Origin of the sequence: Bradyrhizobium sp. NBAIM18 (genome assembly GCF_020193825.1) — a bacterium.
In the GTDB taxonomy this organism is placed as follows: domain Bacteria; phylum Pseudomonadota; class Alphaproteobacteria; order Rhizobiales; family Xanthobacteraceae; genus Bradyrhizobium; species Bradyrhizobium yuanmingense.
The window spans coordinates 96,050-113,245 of sequence record NZ_JADYVO010000006.1 but is presented as its reverse complement, the minus strand read 5'-3'; the positions used below and the strand labels follow the sequence as shown (position 1 = coordinate 113,245).

The 17,196-nt window shown below is 64.7% G+C and carries 17 protein-coding genes; 15 read left to right on the top strand and 2 right to left on the bottom strand.

All coding sequences use genetic code 11. The annotated features are described in order from the left end of the window. Positions 1-122: 122 nt before the first annotated feature. Both I6F17_RS15655 and I6F17_RS37750 read left to right on the top strand, forming a co-directional pair. On the top strand, positions 123-380 hold the full coding sequence (locus tag I6F17_RS15655) for a hypothetical protein (protein ID WP_225126612.1): 258 nt from the start codon (positions 123-125) through the stop codon (positions 378-380). After that, a complete protein-coding gene (locus tag I6F17_RS37750; protein WP_276325995.1) occupies positions 377-511 on the top strand; it encodes a hypothetical protein in 135 nt (44 codons plus the stop codon). The genes I6F17_RS15655 and I6F17_RS37750 overlap by 4 nt, the downstream gene beginning before the upstream one ends. A gap of 33 nt (positions 512-544) precedes the next feature. Here the strand turns inward: I6F17_RS37750 and I6F17_RS15650 are convergent, their stop codons facing one another. After that, positions 545-1,708 carry a fatty acid desaturase gene (locus I6F17_RS15650; RefSeq protein WP_225126615.1) on the bottom strand — a complete coding sequence of 388 codons (1,164 nt, stop codon included), beginning with the start codon at positions 1,706-1,708 and terminating at the stop codon, positions 545-547. A 255-nt stretch (positions 1,709-1,963) separates the two neighbouring features. On the opposite strand from I6F17_RS15650, the gene I6F17_RS15645 reads away from it, so the two are divergent. Next, on the top strand, positions 1,964-2,734 hold the full coding sequence (locus tag I6F17_RS15645; protein ID WP_225126617.1) for a DapH/DapD/GlmU-related protein: 771 nt from the start codon (positions 1,964-1,966) through the stop codon (positions 2,732-2,734). A 7-nt stretch (positions 2,735-2,741) separates the two neighbouring features. On the opposite strand, the gene I6F17_RS15640 is transcribed toward I6F17_RS15645, so the two are convergent. Beyond that, positions 2,742-3,260: a DUF2231 domain-containing protein gene (locus tag I6F17_RS15640; RefSeq protein WP_225126620.1), complete on the bottom strand. Its 519-nt coding sequence runs from the start codon at positions 3,258-3,260 to the stop codon at positions 2,742-2,744. Positions 3,261-3,684: 424 nt separating this feature from the next. On the opposite strand from I6F17_RS15640, the gene tolQ reads away from it, so the two are divergent. The 12 genes from tolQ (at position 3,685) to I6F17_RS15580 (ending at position 17,188) form a co-directional block, all read left to right on the top strand. Continuing rightward, positions 3,685-4,401, top strand: coding sequence for a protein TolQ (tolQ, locus tag I6F17_RS15635; protein ID WP_008546343.1), 717 nt, complete (start codon positions 3,685-3,687; stop codon positions 4,399-4,401). Between the two features lie 43 nt (positions 4,402-4,444). Then, positions 4,445-4,897, top strand: a complete 453-nt coding sequence (tolR, locus tag I6F17_RS15630; RefSeq protein WP_036021864.1) for a protein TolR — start codon at positions 4,445-4,447, stop codon at positions 4,895-4,897. A 4-nt stretch (positions 4,898-4,901) separates the two neighbouring features. Continuing rightward, positions 4,902-5,861 carry a protein TolA gene (locus tag I6F17_RS15625; RefSeq protein WP_225126622.1) on the top strand — a complete coding sequence of 320 codons (960 nt, stop codon included), beginning with the start codon at positions 4,902-4,904 and terminating at the stop codon, positions 5,859-5,861. Positions 5,862-5,900: 39 nt separating this feature from the next. Then, positions 5,901-7,238 carry a Tol-Pal system beta propeller repeat protein TolB gene (gene tolB, locus I6F17_RS15620; RefSeq protein WP_225126824.1) on the top strand — a complete coding sequence of 446 codons (1,338 nt, stop codon included), beginning with the start codon at positions 5,901-5,903 and terminating at the stop codon, positions 7,236-7,238. A 78-nt stretch (positions 7,239-7,316) separates the two neighbouring features. Then, the gene (locus tag I6F17_RS15615; protein ID WP_157783954.1) at positions 7,317-7,460 is read left to right on the top strand and encodes a hypothetical protein; all 144 of its coding nucleotides are present in this window, start codon (positions 7,317-7,319) and stop codon (positions 7,458-7,460) included. A gap of 36 nt (positions 7,461-7,496) precedes the next feature. Next, the gene (locus I6F17_RS15610; RefSeq protein ID WP_225190434.1) at positions 7,497-9,818 is read left to right on the top strand and encodes an EAL domain-containing protein; all 2,322 of its coding nucleotides are present in this window, start codon (positions 7,497-7,499) and stop codon (positions 9,816-9,818) included. A gap of 159 nt (positions 9,819-9,977) precedes the next feature. Beyond that, a complete protein-coding gene (locus I6F17_RS15605; protein ID WP_035998571.1) occupies positions 9,978-10,739 on the top strand; it encodes a hypothetical protein in 762 nt (253 codons plus the stop codon). A gap of 243 nt (positions 10,740-10,982) precedes the next feature. Then, complete coding sequence (pal, locus tag I6F17_RS15600) at positions 10,983-11,471, top strand: peptidoglycan-associated lipoprotein Pal (RefSeq protein ID WP_035998574.1); 489 nt, start codon at positions 10,983-10,985, stop codon at positions 11,469-11,471. Between the two features lie 207 nt (positions 11,472-11,678). Further along, a complete protein-coding gene (gene ybgF, locus I6F17_RS15595) occupies positions 11,679-12,776 on the top strand; it encodes a tol-pal system protein YbgF (RefSeq protein WP_225126634.1) in 1,098 nt (365 codons plus the stop codon). A 64-nt stretch (positions 12,777-12,840) separates the two neighbouring features. Continuing rightward, a complete protein-coding gene (gene tilS / locus I6F17_RS15590; RefSeq protein ID WP_036041281.1) occupies positions 12,841-13,896 on the top strand; it encodes a tRNA lysidine(34) synthetase TilS in 1,056 nt (351 codons plus the stop codon). Positions 13,897-14,172: 276 nt separating this feature from the next. Then, positions 14,173-16,095, top strand: a complete 1,923-nt coding sequence (gene ftsH, locus I6F17_RS15585; RefSeq protein WP_035998585.1) for an ATP-dependent zinc metalloprotease FtsH — start codon at positions 14,173-14,175, stop codon at positions 16,093-16,095. 253 nt (positions 16,096-16,348) lie between these two features. After that, entirely contained in the window at positions 16,349-17,188 is an 840-nt protein-coding gene (locus I6F17_RS15580; RefSeq protein ID WP_225126636.1) for a universal stress protein, read from the top strand. Positions 17,189-17,196 lie beyond the last annotated feature (8 nt).

The following is a 17,196-nucleotide window of genomic DNA, read 5'->3' as shown; positions in this document are numbered from 1 at the left end:
GCGAAGCGCCTGCGAGGGCTTTGCGAGGCCCATCACGCAGATGTGCAGGATCGATAGAACCCGGACCGCGCGAGCACCGACCAAGCCTTGACTGCGCCTCCGCGGCGCCGACGGGCACGATCATGACCAATATTGAACGCAAACAAATCAGCCAGCGCCTCGCATTGTTCGAGCGCGCGGCCGTGTTGTTCGAGCGCTTCGGCCCCGTGGTGCCGGTGGCGATTGCGTTCCTCAATGGGTGGCCCACGGAAGTTCAGCTCTACCCGGAATGGCAGCTCGGTGAGTCCTGGCAGTTGTTTCTCAGCGCCAATCTATATTGGGGCGCATCTTACGCACTCAGCCGCGCGGTGTCGTTCGCGAAGGGAAGTATCGTCCCATGATCCTGCTCCGCGATTTCGCGCTTTTCGTCCTGCCGGTGCTGATCGCCGCAGGCGGCTGGCTCTATGCGCTCAGCCTCCGCAAGCAGGCTGACCCCGGCCGCGCCCGCGATGGACGCGCCCGGGCAGCATGACCGCTGCCGGCCGGTGTCGCATGGCGTGAAGTTTCAGCGCACTGCGGCGAGTTGCGCGTGCACCGAGGCCAGGAAGTATTCGTAGGCGTGGTCGACGATCTCGTTGAGCGATCGCGTTCGCGCGAACATCGCCTTGGCCTCCGCGAGAAACTCCTCGCGTGTCGGGATCTTCGGCAGATGCAGATGCGTCAGCGCGTCGACACCTTCATGCGCGCGATTGAGGATGTCGTGCAGCGTCGGCAGCTGCAACTGGGCGAGATCGGCCCGGCGGCGTGCCGACGAGATCGCATGCGCCAGGGTTTGCGCATCGAACCGTCCGGCGAGCTCGCGGGCCGCCCGATGGATGACCCGCGCGCCGAGCGGCTGCTCGTTGCGCAGTACCTGTTCGGGCGGCGCCTTCATGTTCCAGACGATTCCGATCCACGACAGCAGCGTCAGGATGTAATAGGTCACGTCGACCTCCCACCAGCGAAAGCCCTGTCGCACGCTGCTCTGATAGGCGTGGTGATTGTTGTGCCAGCCCTCACCCAGCGTGACCAATGCCAGCAGCCAGTTGTTACGGGAATCATCGCCGGTCACGTAGCGCTTGCGCCCGTGCACATGGGCAAGCGAATTGATGCAGAAGGTCGCGTGATAGACCAGCACCGTGCTCCAGAGGAAGCCGACCACCAGACCCGACCATCCTGCGACCAGGAAGCAGAGCCCTGCCAGCACGAAGGCCGGCAGCAGCTCCAGCCGATGCAGCCACATCAGCTCGGGATAGGCGGCGAGATCGCCGACCTTCACGAGGTCGGTTGCGTCGTGCTGCCGGTAAAAGATCCAGCCGAGATGGCTATAGAGGAAGCCGCGGTGACGCGGTGAATGCACGTCGTTTTCAGTGTCGGAATGCAGGTGATGGTGGCGATGCTTGGCCGCCCACCACAACACGCTCTTCTGGGCGCTGCTTTGCGCAAGGCAGGCTAGGATGAACTGAAACACCCGGCTGGTCGCAAACGCCCGATGCGAGAAATAGCGATGGTAGCCGGCTCCGATCGCGAACATCCGCAAGCAATAGAGTGAGACGCAGATCGCGACCGCCTGCCAGCTGACGCCCGACCAGATTGCCGCAAGGCAGCCGAGATGGACCAGCAGGAACGGCAGGGCGGATGGATACATGATGTCGTCGTGCTGGTCGTCAGCGGGGGCGTTGAGCGGCATATTTGAGCGTGACCTCGGATGACGTGGATTCGGAACTGGCCGGCAGCTTGACGTCCGGCGGGTACCAAAACCCGCGGATGCCACCGCGGGCTTCGGCCGAAGGCTGGCCGCAGCTCTCTGGCAAGCAAGCCCGTAGCCTTACGGGGAGCATGGCGCACAGGTGGCCGCGCGTGTTGCCGACGCCAATTGGCGCGCAGGCGGCCTGCGTCCTATATTCGACAGCGAGAAGCAAGCGTCAAAACACCGCAGGCGGCAATGCGGACGGAGACTGCGATCGTGGCGAGCGACATCCTCTGGCAGGAGATACGCGGCGAGGCGCGGCGCGCCGCAACGGCGGATCCCGTCTTCGGCAAGGCTGTCGCCGATGCCATCCTTGCCCATGACGATTTTACCGCTGCCTTGGCCGATCTGATCGGGCGTCGGCTGGGCGGCAGCGCCGCCGATCGCGAGCGCTTCACGACGTTTTCCCGCGATGCCTTTCGCGGCCAACCGGATCTGGTTGAAGCGGCTGGCCGCGACCTGCGCGCCATCGTGCTCCGTGATCCCGCCATCGCCGGATTGTTGCCGCCGCTGCTGTACTTCAAGGGCTATGTCGCGCTGCAGTCCTGGCGCGTCTCGCACTGGCTATGGCGTCATGACCATCGTGATGCGGCGCTGCTGTTGCAGAACGAGGCTTCGAACGTCCTGCAGGTCAGCATCCATCCGGCCGCGAGCCTCGGCTCGTCGGTTTATCTCGACCATGCCACCGGCATCGTGATCGGTGCCAATGTCGTCATCGGCGACGAGGTCACCATCCTTCAGAATGTCAGCATCGGACGCCAGGGCGACCTGCCGATGCGCTCGCCTCGCATCGGTCGCGGCGTGTTCATCGGCTCCGGCGCGACCATCCTCGGCGACATCGAGATCGGCGACTTCGCCAAGATCGGCGCCGGGACTGTCGTGACCGGTGACGTGCCTGGCGGCTGTACCGCAATCGGCAATCCCGCGCGGCTCACCAATTGCCTTGCGGCCGCTTCGTCCGCTTGACCGTCGCTCAGGCAGCGCGGCGGTGGCTTTCGCCGCCATGATGCGGGTTGACCGGCTCCGAGCTGGTCTGGCCCGGCGCATCCAGCACCGCGACGTGGTGGCGATAGACCATTTCCCAGCCCTTCCACCCCGTGAACAGAAGGATGCCGACCACGACCAGGGACAGCACGACGCCCCAGGGGTTGATCGCCGCCTCCGCGCCTTGGGCGTAGCGGAGATAGAAATTGACCAGGGCCAGCACCACCGCCGCGAGATTGCCGACCATGTGGTACCAGGCATCGTTCAGGCGGCGGATGCGTGGCTCGCTGAAGAAGTCGGTGAAGCCGGCTGCGGCGGCAACCAGCGCCATGACGATGCCGGCGCCGATCAGCCACATCGCGGCGCGTGCCCAAAAACCGTCGCCGGTTCCGATGAAGGCGAGATCGGCGATGGGGGCGCCGGCCAGGAACGCGACGGGGAACGGGATCAGCATGGGGTGGAGCGGGTGATCGCCGATCGCGGCGGTCGTCTTGGGGTTGATGGACATGGCAAGACCCTCGCTGAGAGTGATTTTCCGGACAATTTTTGGCGCGAGAGCAGGTTCCTCCGGCCGGTGCGTCCGGAACATGGGATCCGGGCTCCATCCCCCTGCACGGACTGCCTTTCCTGCAGCCAAATGCGCCGCCGGTAACCCCGCATTAACCATCGGCGGGCTCTGGTAGGGCGGGACAGGCGTGCCCGGAGCCCGAGGTCAAGGCCCGGGGCCAAAGGCCCTTAGTTTTGACATCTTGGCGGGGAATGCAGGCGGCCGGCTTTGGAAGATCCTTTGGACGAGCCCTGCACCCCCAGAAAGAAAAGGCTTTGAGCGGGCTTGCCCGCCGCGCGGGTCCAGCGCGGCTGTTGGGGAACACCGGCCGCGATTTGCTGGCCGAAGGACATTAGGTAACGATCGCCTTGAGAGGATACTGCTTATGAATCCGGCCGAATTGGCTCAGTCAGCCCTTCCGGTTGCTGCCTCCGCCGACGTGTCGCTGATCGCGCTGTTCTGGCAGGCTCACTGGATCGTGAAAGCGGTGATGCTGGGGCTTCTGGCCTGCTCGGTCTGGGTCTGGGCGATCGCCATCGACAAGATCTTTCTCTACGCGCGCACCCGCCGCTCGATGGACCGGTTCGAGCAGGCGTTCTGGTCCGGCGAGTCGATCGAGGAGCTCTATCGCACGCTGTCGGCCAAGCCGACGCATTCCATGGCGGCCTGCTTCGTGGCGGCGATGCGCGAGTGGAAGCGCTCGTTCGAGAGCCATGCCCGCTCGGTCGCAGGGCTTCAGATGCGCATCGACAAGGTGATGAACGTCTCGATTGCACGCGAGGTCGAGCGGCTGGAACGGCGCCTTCTGGTGCTGGCGACCGTCGGCTCCGCCGGCCCCTTCGTCGGCCTGTTCGGCACGGTCTGGGGCATCATGTCGAGCTTCCAGTCGATCGCGGCCTCGAAAAATACCTCTCTGGCGGTGGTCGCCCCCGGTATCGCCGAGGCGCTGTTTGCGACCGCCGTCGGCCTTATCGCCGCCATTCCTGCCACTATTTTCTACAATAAGTTCACCTCCGAGGTGAACCGGCAGGCCCAGCGGCTCGAGGGCTTTGCTGATGAATTTTCAGCCATTCTGTCTCGTCAGATCGACGAGCGGGGCTGACGGACGGCATGTATAGTGTGAAGGGCAATCTGGGCACGCGATCATGGCCATGAACGTTGCGAGTTCGTCCGGCGGCGGCGGGCGCCGCGGCCGGCGCAAGCCGGTCGTGGCCGAGATCAACGTCACGCCGATGGTCGACGTCATGCTGGTGCTGCTCATCATCTTCATGGTGTCGGCACCGATGTTGACGGTCGGCGTCCCGCTCGACCTGCCCCAGACCAGTGCCAAGAGCCTCGAAAACAACGACCAGAAGCCGATCCAGATGTCGGTCGACATCAAGGGCAAGGTGTTCATCAACGACACCGAGATTGCGCTGAACGAGCTGATCCCGAAGCTGAAGGCGATCACCGATGCGCGCGGCGGCCTCGAGGAACGCATCTATCTGCGCGCCGACAAGAAGGCGGATTACGGCACCGTGGCCAAGGTGATGGGCCAGCTCTCGGGCGCCGGATTCAAGAAGCTGGCGCTCGTCACGGAAGCGGATCAGGGGTCTTGAGGCCGTGAAGGTGAACGTCGACAAGACACTCGTTGCGTCGATTGCCCTGCATGTCCTCGTGCTGGGATGGGGGCTCGTCACCTTCAGCAGCAAGGCCTACATCGCGACGCAGGAATCGCTTCCGATCGACATCATCTCCTCCGATCAGCTCGCCAAGATGATGGCGGGGCAGAAGACCGGCAAGAAGGAGGAGCCGAAGCCGAAGGTCGAGAAGATCGCGGAGCCCAAGCCCGAGGAAGACGCCGTCGGCAAGGTCACCGAGAAGAAAGAGCTGATCAAGACCAACTCCCAGCCGGAGCCGCCGCCGAAGCCGGTCGAGAAGCCGGTGGAGAAGAAGCCGGAGCCGCCGAAGCCCGTGGCGGAGGCCAAGCCGAAGGAAGAGCCGAAGCCGCAGGAAAAGAAGCCTGATCCGGCCAAGGAAGATCCGATCGCCGAGCTGCAGAAGAAGATGGAGACCAAGAAGCCTCCGCCCAAGCCCGTGGAGCAGAAGGTCGCGGCGGTGCAGCCGCAGCAGCAGCCCAAGCCGAAGGAGCGCACCTTCGACCCCGCGCAGATCCAGCGTGACCTCGACAAGCGCGCCGCGACGCGGCACGAGCAGACCGGCTCGGCGCTGAATGCATCGGCATCACTGGGTTCGACGTCAGGGACAGCCGTAAACAACGTCGCGACCTGGCAGGGAGCTTTCGTTTCGAGAGTTAAGCACTGCTTCAAATTCCCTTACGATGCTCAGGACAGGGATCAGTTTGAGGCCGACATAGACATACAGATGCGTCCCGATGGCACGCTCGCTTCAGTTCCTGTCATCGTCGCTGTGCGAGGACCGTCTCGGACAGTCGCAAATGCAATGGCGGAGAGTGCCAAGCGTGCGATCCAGGAGTGTCAGGCCTACACATTCCTGCCCAAGTCCCAGTACGACACGTGGAAAACGATTGCGCTGACTTTCGATATGAAAGATCCGCATTAGATGAGACATGAATTGACTCAGGTGGATAAGATGCCTTTTCTGACGCGACGTGGGTTTATCGCGGCCGCGGGATCGACAGTGACCCTGCTGGCCGGACGCGCCGCGACTGCGCAGGGGCGACTTCAAGTCAGTCCCGGCGGATTCCAACCCATCTCGATCGCAATCAGCAACTTCGTGCCGGGTTCTCCCTCTGACGGAGATGTCGGCAGCGGCGTCACCCAGGTCATCACCAATAATCTGAAGCGCTCGGGTCTGTTCGCGCCGATCGACCAGGCCGCCTTCATCGAGCGCATCAGCAACATCGACGTCGCGCCGCAATTCGAGAGCTGGAAGACCCTGAACGCGCAGGCCCTTGTCACCGGCCGCATGACGCGGCAGCCGGACGGGCGGCTCAAGGCCGAATTCCGCCTGTGGGACGTCCTCTCCGGCCAGCAGCTCACCGGCCAGCAATATTTCACCTCGCCGGAATATTGGCGGCGCATCGCTCACATCATCTCCGATCAGATCTATGAGAAATTGACCGGCGAGAAGGGCTATTTCGACAGCCGCGTCGTGTTCGTGGACGAGACCGGGCCGAAGGAGCGCCGCGTCAAGCGGCTCGCGATCATGGATCAGGACGGCGCCAATGTGCGCTATCTGACCCGTGGCTCCGATCTCGTGCTGACGCCGCGCTTCTCGCCGAACTCGCAAGAGATCACCTACATGGAGTTCGGCCAGGGCGATCCGAAGGTCTATCTCTACAACATCGAGACCGGCCAGCGCGAGATCGTCGGCAATTTCCCGGGCATGACCTTTGCGCCGCGCTTCTCGCCGGACGGCCAGCGCGTCATCATGAGCCTGCAGCAGGGCGGCAATTCCAACCTGTTCGTGATGGATCTGCGCTCGCGCTCGACCACGCGTCTCACCGACACGCCGGCGATCGACACCTCGCCGTCCTATTCGCCCGACGGCAGCCGCATCTGCTTCGAGTCCGATCGTGGCGGCAGGTCGCAGATCTACGTGATGAGTGCGGGCGGCGGACAGGCGCAGCGCATCTCCTTCTCCAAGGACGACACCAACGCCAGCTATTCGACGCCGGTGTGGTCGCCGAAGGGCGACTACATCGCCTTCACCCGGCAGGGCGGCGGGCAGTTCGCGATCGGCGTCATGAAGCCCGACGGCTCGGGCGAGCGGCTGCTCACCTCCGGCTTTCACAACGAAGGCCCGACCTTCTCGCCGAACGGCCGCGTGCTGATGTTCTTCCGCGATCCTGGCGGCAATGGCGGGCCGTCGCTGTACTCGGTCGACATCTCCGGCCGCAACGAATTGAAGGTGCCGACGCCGGGTTTTGCCTCGGACCCGGCATGGTCGCCGCTGTTGTCCTCGACCTCGGGCTGACAACGGCGCAGTTGAAACATCGCGCGTTCAGACGCGCGATGTTTTCGAAAAAGCGCGCCGATTTTTTCCGAGTTTGCCGTGAACGGCAACACTTCCTTCACCTTGCGCCCGGCAAGGCTTGCCTACCTGCTTGATATTGCAGCGGAAATCATTTCGCTATTGCCGAAAAACAACCCGACTTTAACGATGTTCCCTCAGAAAAGCTTCATCTCGGCTGGGTAAGACTACGCGCTGAACAGGACGCGCGTACAAACCAAAATGCAGTTCGCAAGCCAGAGCGGAGAGCAGGGGCAGCCGCCGCCGGTCAATCCGGCGGCGCAGATCGATTCGCTCTTTGAAGCGCCCGGACCGCTGCTGGCCGGTCTCATCTTCGTGTCGATCGGTGCTGCGCTGACTGCGCTGAAGACAGGTGAGCCCCTGATTTGGGCGTGCGTGGCGCTGCTCGTCTTGGCCGGAACGGTGCGGGCGATCGATTTGCGTCGCTATCAGGGACGCAAGTCGAGCGTGACCGCCGAGGCGGCCAAACGCTGGCAGGCGCGGTATCAGATCGGCGCGAAGATCCAAGCTGCAGCGATCGGCATCTGGTGCGGCACGACTCTGCTCGCCACCGACGACGCGGTCGCGCACATGATTGCCTTGTCGGTCACGACAGGCATCGCCGCAGGGGGAGCGGGAAGGGCGTACGGACGACCGTCGATCTTCCATCTGCAGGCGCTGCTCATTTTCGCCCCGGCGGTGTTGGCATTGGCGTGGCGCGGCACGCCCTACTACATCGCGATGGCCGTTGTGAGCGCGGCCTTCCTGCTGGCGATCATGCAGCTCTCGGTCAACTTGCACCGGATCTTCATGGGCGCCGTGGTGGCGCGCGAACGCGAAGCCGCACTTGCGGGCCAGTTCGATACCGCCCTCAACAACATGCCGCACGGTCTTTGCATGTTCCATCGCGATGGCCAGCTCGCGGTGATGAATCACCGCTTCGCGGCGATGATGAACCTGCCCGACCATCTGCCTCGGAGCGGCGCCAGCGCGCGCGACATCATCGCGGCATGCGTGCAGGCAAGATCCATCTCGAGCGCGGACGGCGAGCATATCGTCGCCGGCATCGAAAGTTCGCGGGAGAAGGAGATCATCACCGCCGAGGCGAACCTGGAGCGAAATCGGTCGCTGTGCTGGACCGTTCAGCCGATGGCGGACGGAGGGGCGGTGCTGCTGCTCGAGGACATCACCGAGCGGCGCAACGCCGAGGCCAAGATCACCCATCTTGCGCGATACGACGACCTGACGGCGTTGCCGAACAGGGTCAACTTCCGCGACCAGATCGAGCACCTGCTGGCTGTCTCCCACGATGCGGCGCAGCTCTCCGCGCTGCTGTTCATCGACCTCGACCAGTTCAAGCAGGTCAATGACACGCTGGGCCATCCCTGCGGCGATCAGCTCCTGTGCGCCGTCGCCAACCGCCTGCGCGAGATGCTGCGCCCCGAGGATTTCGTCGCCCGGTTCGGCGGCGACGAGTTCGTCGTGTTCCAGCAGAACCTCACGGCGCCCGAGGATGCCGCGGCACTCGCCCGCCGCATCGTCGAGCGGTTGAGCGAGCGGTACCGCATCGACAATCATCTGGTCGAGATCGGCGCCAGCGTCGGCATCGCGCTGACCTCGCCGGAGGGCACCAGCGCCGACACGCTGCTCAAGAACGCCGACATGGCGCTGTACCGCGCCAAAGCCGACGGCCGCGGCACCTATTGTTTCTTCCGCGACGAGATGGCCGCGACCGTCGAGGCGCGCCGTATCCTCGAGCTCGACCTGCGCAAGGCGCTCGCCAACGAGGAATTCGAGCTGTTCTTCCAGCCGCTGGTCAATCTGAGGTCCGGCAAGATCACCACCTGCGAAGCGCTGCTGCGCTGGAATCATCCGGTGCGCGGCACGGTCTCGCCGGTCGACATCATCCCGGTCGCCGAGGACATGGGCCTGATCGTCGATCTCGGCCGCTGGATCCTGCGCCGCGCCTGCATGGAATGCATGAAGTGGCCGGAAGGCGTCAGCGTCGCCGTCAATTTCTCGCCGCAACAATTCCACCAGCGCGACGTCCTGAGCGAAATCCGCTACGCGCTCGAAGTGTCGGGCCTGCCGGCGCATCGTCTTGAGATCGAGATCACCGAGTCCTCGCTGCTGCGCAACACGCAGCTCACACACGACATCCTGTCGCAATTGCATGCGCTCGGCGTGCGCATCTCGCTCGACGATTTCGGCACCGGCTATTCCAGCCTCAGCTACCTGCACAATTTCCCGATGCAGAAGGTGAAGATCGACCGCTCTTTCCTCGAAGGCATCGATACCGACCGGCCGCTGACGCTGCTGCGCGGTGTCGCGCGGCTGTCCGCCGATCTCGGCATGGCCGTAGTGGTCGAAGGCATCGAGACCAACGAGCAGCTCGAGCTGATCAGCGCCGACGGCACCGTGACCGAAGGGAAGGGCTACCTGTTCAGCCGGCCCGTGCCGGCAGTGCGAATCCGGCAATTGCTCAACGCCTCGCATGGTCGTCGCGTGCCCGACGACCAGCTCGCCCTCGTGTCGTCGCGATAGGCCTGATCCCTTTCCCTCTCTCGCAATCGGCTCCCATCGGCACCGTAGTCTTGCGGGCTCGCAAAGGTTAACCCTAACAATTCTATAGCTTTGCAATTCCGTTAAGGAACCATTAAGGTCTGGCTACTCGTGGAAGTTGCTTGGAGTCAGAGGTTGCAGATGAAGTCCGGAGCCGAACCAAACACGGCGCTCCTTCCACGAGGCGCCGCGTTGTTTGACCGCATCGATTATCGGCTCATCGAAACGCCCGAGGACAAGGACAACCTGTATCTGATGCGCTACCGCGCCTATCTGCAGGCCGGTCTGATCGAGCCATCACCTTCGCTGCGCGTCAGCGATCGTTTCGACGAAACGCCCAACACCTGGAATTTCGGGGTCTATGTTGACGGAGAGCTTTGCAGCTCCGTCCGCATCCATCTGCTGACGTCGGAATGGCGGATGTCCTATACCACCGAGGTGTTCGGCGACATCCTGCATCCCCGCCTCGATCGCGGCGAGGTTTTTGTCGATCCGTGCCGGCTCGTTGCAGATCCCGACAAGCACCACCGCTTTCCCGAGCTGCCCTATTTGACCGTCCGCCTCGCCTTTGTCGCGTGCGATCATTTCAACGCCGACACCGGCCTTGCCATGATCCGGACCGATCATCAGGCGTTCTACCGCCGCATCTTCCTGCACGAGACCATTTCGCCGGAGCCGCGGGGCTTTCCGGGCTGGCCCACCAAGAAGGCGGTCCTGATGGCGACCGACGTCCGGCGGCAGCGGGACAAGGTGCTGGCGCGCTTTCCGATCATGCGCTCCAGCGCGTTCGAGCGGCGCATGCTGTTTGAACGCAGCATCCCCCGCCAGGCCGCCACGCGGCCGATTCTGCTCACCACGCCGCGGACCCTGGACGTGGCCTCTCAAGCGCTCGGTTCGGTCTAGGCGGGCGCTCCCCGGTCATTTCAGCCCAAATTCCAGCAAGTGCCGGCTCTTTTGCCGGCCGACGCGGCTTGCCTTCACCCTCGCGCCACATTTACAACCCATTAACCATGACGTTTGCTTTTCGCTGGTTGGGGGCATTTGACCGGCTGAGGCAAGGTTCCGTCAAGGTTGACGGAACGTTCGCTTAACCAACCCCCTGTAGACCGGACAGCAGTGGACTAACGTGAGCGTGGAGGCTCCGGAATGAGACATCCTATGCGTATCCTCCAGGGATTGAAGCTGGCCGCGGTGCTCGCCGTCGCGCTGTCGATGGGCGCCTGCGCCAACAAGAATGCCGCGACGGATGCGATGGCCAATGCGGCGACGCCCGGCAGCCAGCAGGACTTCGTCGTCAACGTCGGCGACCGCGTGTTCTTCGAAAGCGACCAGACCGATCTGACCCCGCAGGCGATCGTGACCCTGGAGAAGCAGGCGCAGTGGCTGCAGACCTATCCGCGCTACTCCTTCACCATCGAAGGTCATGCCGACGAGCGCGGCACCCGCGAATACAACATCGCGCTCGGCGCCCGCCGTGCCCAGTCGGTCCGTTCGTTCCTCGCCTCGCGCGGCATCGACCCGAACCGCATGCGCACGATCTCCTACGGCAAGGAACGGCCGGTCGCCGTCTGTAACGACATCTCCTGCTGGTCGCAGAACCGCCGCGCCGTCACTGTCCTGAACGCCAGCTCCTGACGCTCGGTCAGGTCCCCGGTGGTCAGTCAGGCCCCGTTCAGCTTTGCAATTGGATGATGCCGGCGCCCTCTCGGGCGCCGGTTTCGTTTCAGCATTCTGTGACTGAAAACCCCTTGGTATCAGTCACATTTTTGGCGTACTCCACTTCAATGTGTGGCGCGTCGAGGGTTCCGTCGCAGGCCATTTCGCTTTCGTCGTCAGGGCAAGATGTCATCCAGATTTAGGGCTTTTACCGGTACCGCGGCGACCGCCGCGCTGCTCTCTTTGTGCTCGCCCGCGCTTGCGCAATCGGTCTACGGGCAGTCGGATGATGTCGACCCGGAGATGCGGATCGAGCGGCTGGAGAACCGGCTGCGCCAGCTCACCGGCCAGAACGAGGAGCTGCAATATCGCAACCGCCAGCTCGAAGAGCGCCTGCGGGCGCTCGAGGGCGGCGCGCAAGGGGCGCCCGGGCAGGCACCAAACGTCGCGGCGATGCCGCCCGCGCAGATCGCACCGAGCCAGATTGCACCGGGGCAGGTCGCGCCCGGATATCGCCAGCCCCCGCAACAGCAGGCCGCGCAGCCGAGCCAAGCCGCGCCGCCGAGCTACGAGCAGCCGCAGATCGCAGCGCCCGCGCCGATCGTTCAGGAGCAGCCGGCGCCCGGTGCACCCGGCACGCGCCGCCGCGGCGATGCCTTCGACCCCAGCCAGAACCCGAATGCGCCCGGTGCGCCGCGCGCACTCGGCGGCGGGCAGCAGCCGATGCCGGCGGTCACGCCTGGCGGCGGCCGCAATGCGGGCGAGCCGCTCGATCTCGCCAACACCAGCCCGCGCTACCAGCAAGGTGTGCCGCCGGCCGCGCAGCCCGGCTATCCGTCGGCACAATCGGGTTATCCCGCACCGGCCGGTGGCGCTGCTTTGGCCACTCTGCCGCCGTCGGCGACGCCCCGCGACGAGTTCGACCTCGGCATCGGCTACATGCAGCGCAAGGACTACGCGCTGGCCGAGCAGACCATGAAGAACTTCACGCAGAAATTTCCGAGCGACCCGCTGGTCGGCGACGCGCAATACTGGCTCGGCGAGAGCTATTTCCAGCGCCAGCAATATCGCGATTCCGCCGAAGCGTTCCTCGCCGTCACCACCAAATACGAGAAATCGGCCAAGGCGCCGGATGCGCTGCTGCGGCTCGGCCAGTCGCTCGCCGCGCTGAAGGAGAAGGAGGCCGCCTGCGCCGCCTTCGGCGAGATCGGCCGCAAATATCCGCGCGCCTCCGCCGGCGTCAAAGCCGCCGTCGATCGCGAGCAGAAGCGGGTGAAGTGCTGATCCGCTGACAAAGCGGATGGCGTTGCGCTAAACATTCGGTCCATCCGCGGATGATTGCAGCGTCATGTCAGACGACGACGATTCACCGATCTCGGCGCGCGAGGCGAGGCGGCTCTTCGCGGGCCTGAGAGATGCCCCGGCGCTGGTGCTCGCGGTCTCCGGCGGGCCCGACTCGGTTGCGCTGATGTGGCTTGCAGCGCGCTGGCAGCGCAGCCTCGCGCGAGGCCCGCAAATCACAGTCGTCACGATTGATCACGGCCTGCGCCCGGAGGCCGCCCGTGAGGCGCGCGAGGTCAAGCGGCTCGCCGCGGCGCTCGGATTGCCGCACCGGACCTTGCGCTGGCGCGGTGAAAAGCCGAAGACGGGGCTGCCTGCCGCTGCGCGCGAGGCCCGCTATCGCCTGCTCGCACAGGCCGCGCGTACCGCCGGCGCGAGCCATGTCCTGACGGCACACACCCGCGACGACCAGGCCGAGACCCTGTTGATGCGCCTGTTCCGCGGCAGCGGACTTGCCGGGCTCTCGGCCATGGCTCCATTCACCGAGCGCGACGGAATCGTGCTGGCGCGTCCGTTGCTCGACGTTTCGAAATCGCAGCTGATCGCGACCTTGCGGCGGGCGAGGATCGGCTTTGCCGAGGATCCCACCAACCGCGACACCGCCTTCACACGGCCGCGGCTGCGCGCGCTGCTGCCGCTCCTCGCGGCCGAGGGCGGCGACGCCAGAAATCTGGCCCGGCTCGCGGCAAGGCTGGCGCGGGCCAATGCGGCGGTCGAGGTGCTTGCCGACGGCGCCGAGCGCTTCCTCCGCCTGCGGGATCGCGGCGATGCGCCGCAGGCGAGTGTCAGGAGCTTCGAGGCCGCGACCTTTGCCGCCCTGCCGGAGGAGGTGCGGCTGCGGCTCCTGCTGCGGGCCATCAACGCGCTCGGCCATGAAGGGCCCGCGGAACTCGGCAAGGTCGAAACCCTGATGTCTGTGCTTGATCGGGCGATCGCCGGCCCCGTCGCAGCCGCAAATGGCCGGCCGGTTCTGAAGCAGACCCTCGCGGGAGCCTTGATCAGCCTTGCCGGCGGGCGTATCCAGATCGCGCCGGCGCCGGCCCGGCGGCGCAAGGGCAGATGAGCGCGACGAGAGCGGATCATGACACCGGTCAATTCGCGTCCGTGCCGTCAGGCCACCTTAACCAGGCAGGAAAAACCCGGGTTCGGACGCCATGATTTCAGCGGGAATCGCGCTAAGATGGGATAAATAGTCCCATCTCGTTCCCTTGGCAGCGACCGGGGCGGCACCTAAATTGTACCCGTCTAACGATGAGGATTCCTTGGGATTTCCTCGCATTGACCAAATCAACTGCCCAAGGATCACGGCCGCGATCCGCGCGACCACGAAGGAAGATCGATGAACGCCAATCTGCGCAATTTCGCCCTCTGGGTCATCATTGTCTTGCTGCTGTTGGCGTTGTTCACGCTCTTCCAGAATCCGGGTCAGCGGGCCTCCTCGCAGGACATCGCCTTCTCGCAGCTGCTGAGCGAAGTTGACCGCGGCAATGTGCGCGACGTCGTGATCCAGGGGCCGGACATCCACGGCACCTTCACCAACGGCTCCAGCTTCCAGACTTACGCGCCGAACGACCCGACGCTGGTGAAGCGCCTCTATGACAGCAAGGTGCAGATCACCGCGAAGCCGCCCGGCGACAACGTGCCGTGGTTCGTCTCGCTGCTGGTCTCTTGGCTGCCCTTCATCGCGCTGATCGGCGTCTGGATCTTCTTGTCGCGGCAGATGCAGGGCGGCGCCGGCAAGGCGATGGGCTTTGGCAAGTCGCGTGCGAAGATGCTGACGGAGGCTCATGGCCGCGTCACCTTCGAGGACGTCGCCGGCGTCGACGAGGCCAAGCAGGACCTGCAGGAGATCGTCGAGTTCCTGCGCGACCCCGGCAAATTCCAGCGCCTCGGCGGCCGCATTCCGCGCGGCGTGCTGCTGGTCGGCCCTCCCGGCACCGGTAAGACCCTGATCGCGCGTGCGGTCGCGGGCGAAGCCAACGTGCCGTTCTTCACCATCTCCGGTTCTGACTTCGTCGAGATGTTCGTCGGCGTCGGCGCGAGCCGCGTCCGCGACATGTTCGAGCAGGCCAAGAAGAACGCGCCCTGCATCATCTTCATCGACGAAATCGACGCCGTCGGTCGTCACCGTGGCGCCGGGCTCGGCGGCGGCAATGACGAGCGCGAGCAGACGCTGAACCAGCTGCTGGTCGAGATGGACGGCTTCGAGGCCAACGAAGGCGTGATCCTGATCGCCGCCACCAACCGTCCCGACGTGCTCGATCCCGCGCTCTTGCGTCCGGGCCGCTTCGACCGTCAGGTCGTGGTGCCGAACCCCGACGTCGTCGGCCGCGAGCAGATCCTGAAGGTGCATGTTCGTAAAGTTCCGCTGGCGCCGGATATCAATCTCAAGACCATCGCGCGCGGCACCCCGGGCTTCTCCGGCGCCGACCTGATGAACCTCGTCAACGAGGCCGCTTTGACCGCCGCCCGCCGCAACAAGCGGATGGTGACGCAGGCCGAGTTCGAGGAGGCCAAGGACAAGGTGATGATGGGCGCCGAGCGCAAGTCGCTCGTGATGACCGAGGAAGAGAAGTTGCTCACGGCCTACCACGAGGGCGGCCACGCCATCGTCGGCCTCAACGTGCCCGCGACCGATCCGATCCACAAGGCGACCATCATCCCGCGCGGCCGTGCGCTCGGCATGGTCATGCAGCTGCCCGAGCGCGACAAGCTGTCGATGTCGCTGGAGCAGATGACCTCGCGCCTCGCCATCATGATGGGCGGCCGCGTCGCCGAAGAGCTGATCTTCGGCCGCGAGAAGGTGACCTCGGGCGCGGCGTCCGACATCGAGCAGGCCACGCGCCTGGCCCGCATGATGGTGACGCGCTGGGGCCTGTCGGAAGAGCTCGGCACCGTCTCCTATGGCGAGAACCAGGACGAGGTCTTCCTCGGCATGTCGGTGTCGCGCACGCAGAACGCCTCCGAAGCCACCGTCCAGAAGATCGATTCCGAGATCAAGCGTCTGGTCGAGGAAGGCTACAAGGAGGCGACGCGCATCCTCACCGAGAAGCGCGCCGATCTCGAGACGCTGGCCAAGGGCCTGCTCGAGTTCGAGACGCTGACCGGCGACGAGATCGTCGACCTGCTCAAGGGCAAGAAGCCGAACCGCGAGTCGGTGCTCGAGCCGACCACCCCGCGCGCCTCCGCCGTGCCCCCGGCCGGCAAGCCGCGCCCGCGTCCCGATCCGGATCCCGGCCTCGAGCCGCAGCCGCAGGCGTAATTCCAAGCGGCAGCTGAGAATCGAAAAACGCGGCGGTAACGCCGCGTTTTTTATTGTCCGAGCGCGCCTTCGCGAGCTGGCATTGCACTGGCCCCTCCCGCAAGGCAGGCGCCGCCGAACCAGAGCGTTCTGTTCCGGCGCCATCGTTTGAGTCTGGGCCGTTTTGCCACAGCCATCCGGCTGAATCGGTTGCGGTGGGTCAAGAAGGAGCATCTCGACAGCGTTAAGTTCCGACTCGTCAAAGGAGGCACACATGCCTTTCAAGGATGTTCTGTTGACCCTGGCGAGCTACCCGGAGCCGACGCCGGTTTCAGTGATCGACGATGCCGTCTCGGTGGCCGCCGCCCTGGGGGCGCACCTCGCAGCCATTTCCTGCGAGGTCCATGCGGACGTGCGCGCAAGCCTGCTCGGGGATGTCATCCTGGACATACCCGCGCTTATTGCGCGCGAGGCCGCCAAGAGCCGCGAGAATGCGAAAGCCCTGCTTGCCGCATTCGAAGCCTCCGCCGACAAATCCGGCGTCCGGCATGAGACCATCTTCGAGCAATGTGCAACCGCCAGCGAGGCCGCGCTGCTGGTTGACTATGCAAGGCTTCGCGATCTCACGATCATGGCGGTGCCGGACTCCCATGATCTGGGGTACGCCGAGGAGGTGATCTTCGAATCCGGCAGGCCGACGTTGATCCTGCCCACCGGCCCGCGGTCGCGTCCGTTGCGGCTCGACGCCATCTGCGTGGCTTGGGACTTCAGCCGCACCGCTGCGCGAGCGGTTTCCGACGCACTTCCTTTGCTTGAAAGCGCAAGAAGTGTGCGCGTCGTGACTGTCACCAATGAAAAGCCCCTGGATTCCGGACATTCCGGCCGAGAACTGGCGAAGAACCTGGCTCGTCACGGCATCGAGGTCGTGCTGGATGAGATCGATGCCGAGAGCAAGCCGATCGACGAGGTCCTCACATCTTACGTGCTGTCCCACGGCATCGACGTCCTCGTGATGGGCGCGTACGGAACGCCGAGGTGGCGGGAATTCGTGCTCGGCGGCGCGACCAGGGGCTTGCTGTCCAAGCCGCCGATCCCGATCCTGTTTTCGCATTGACGCTTGGT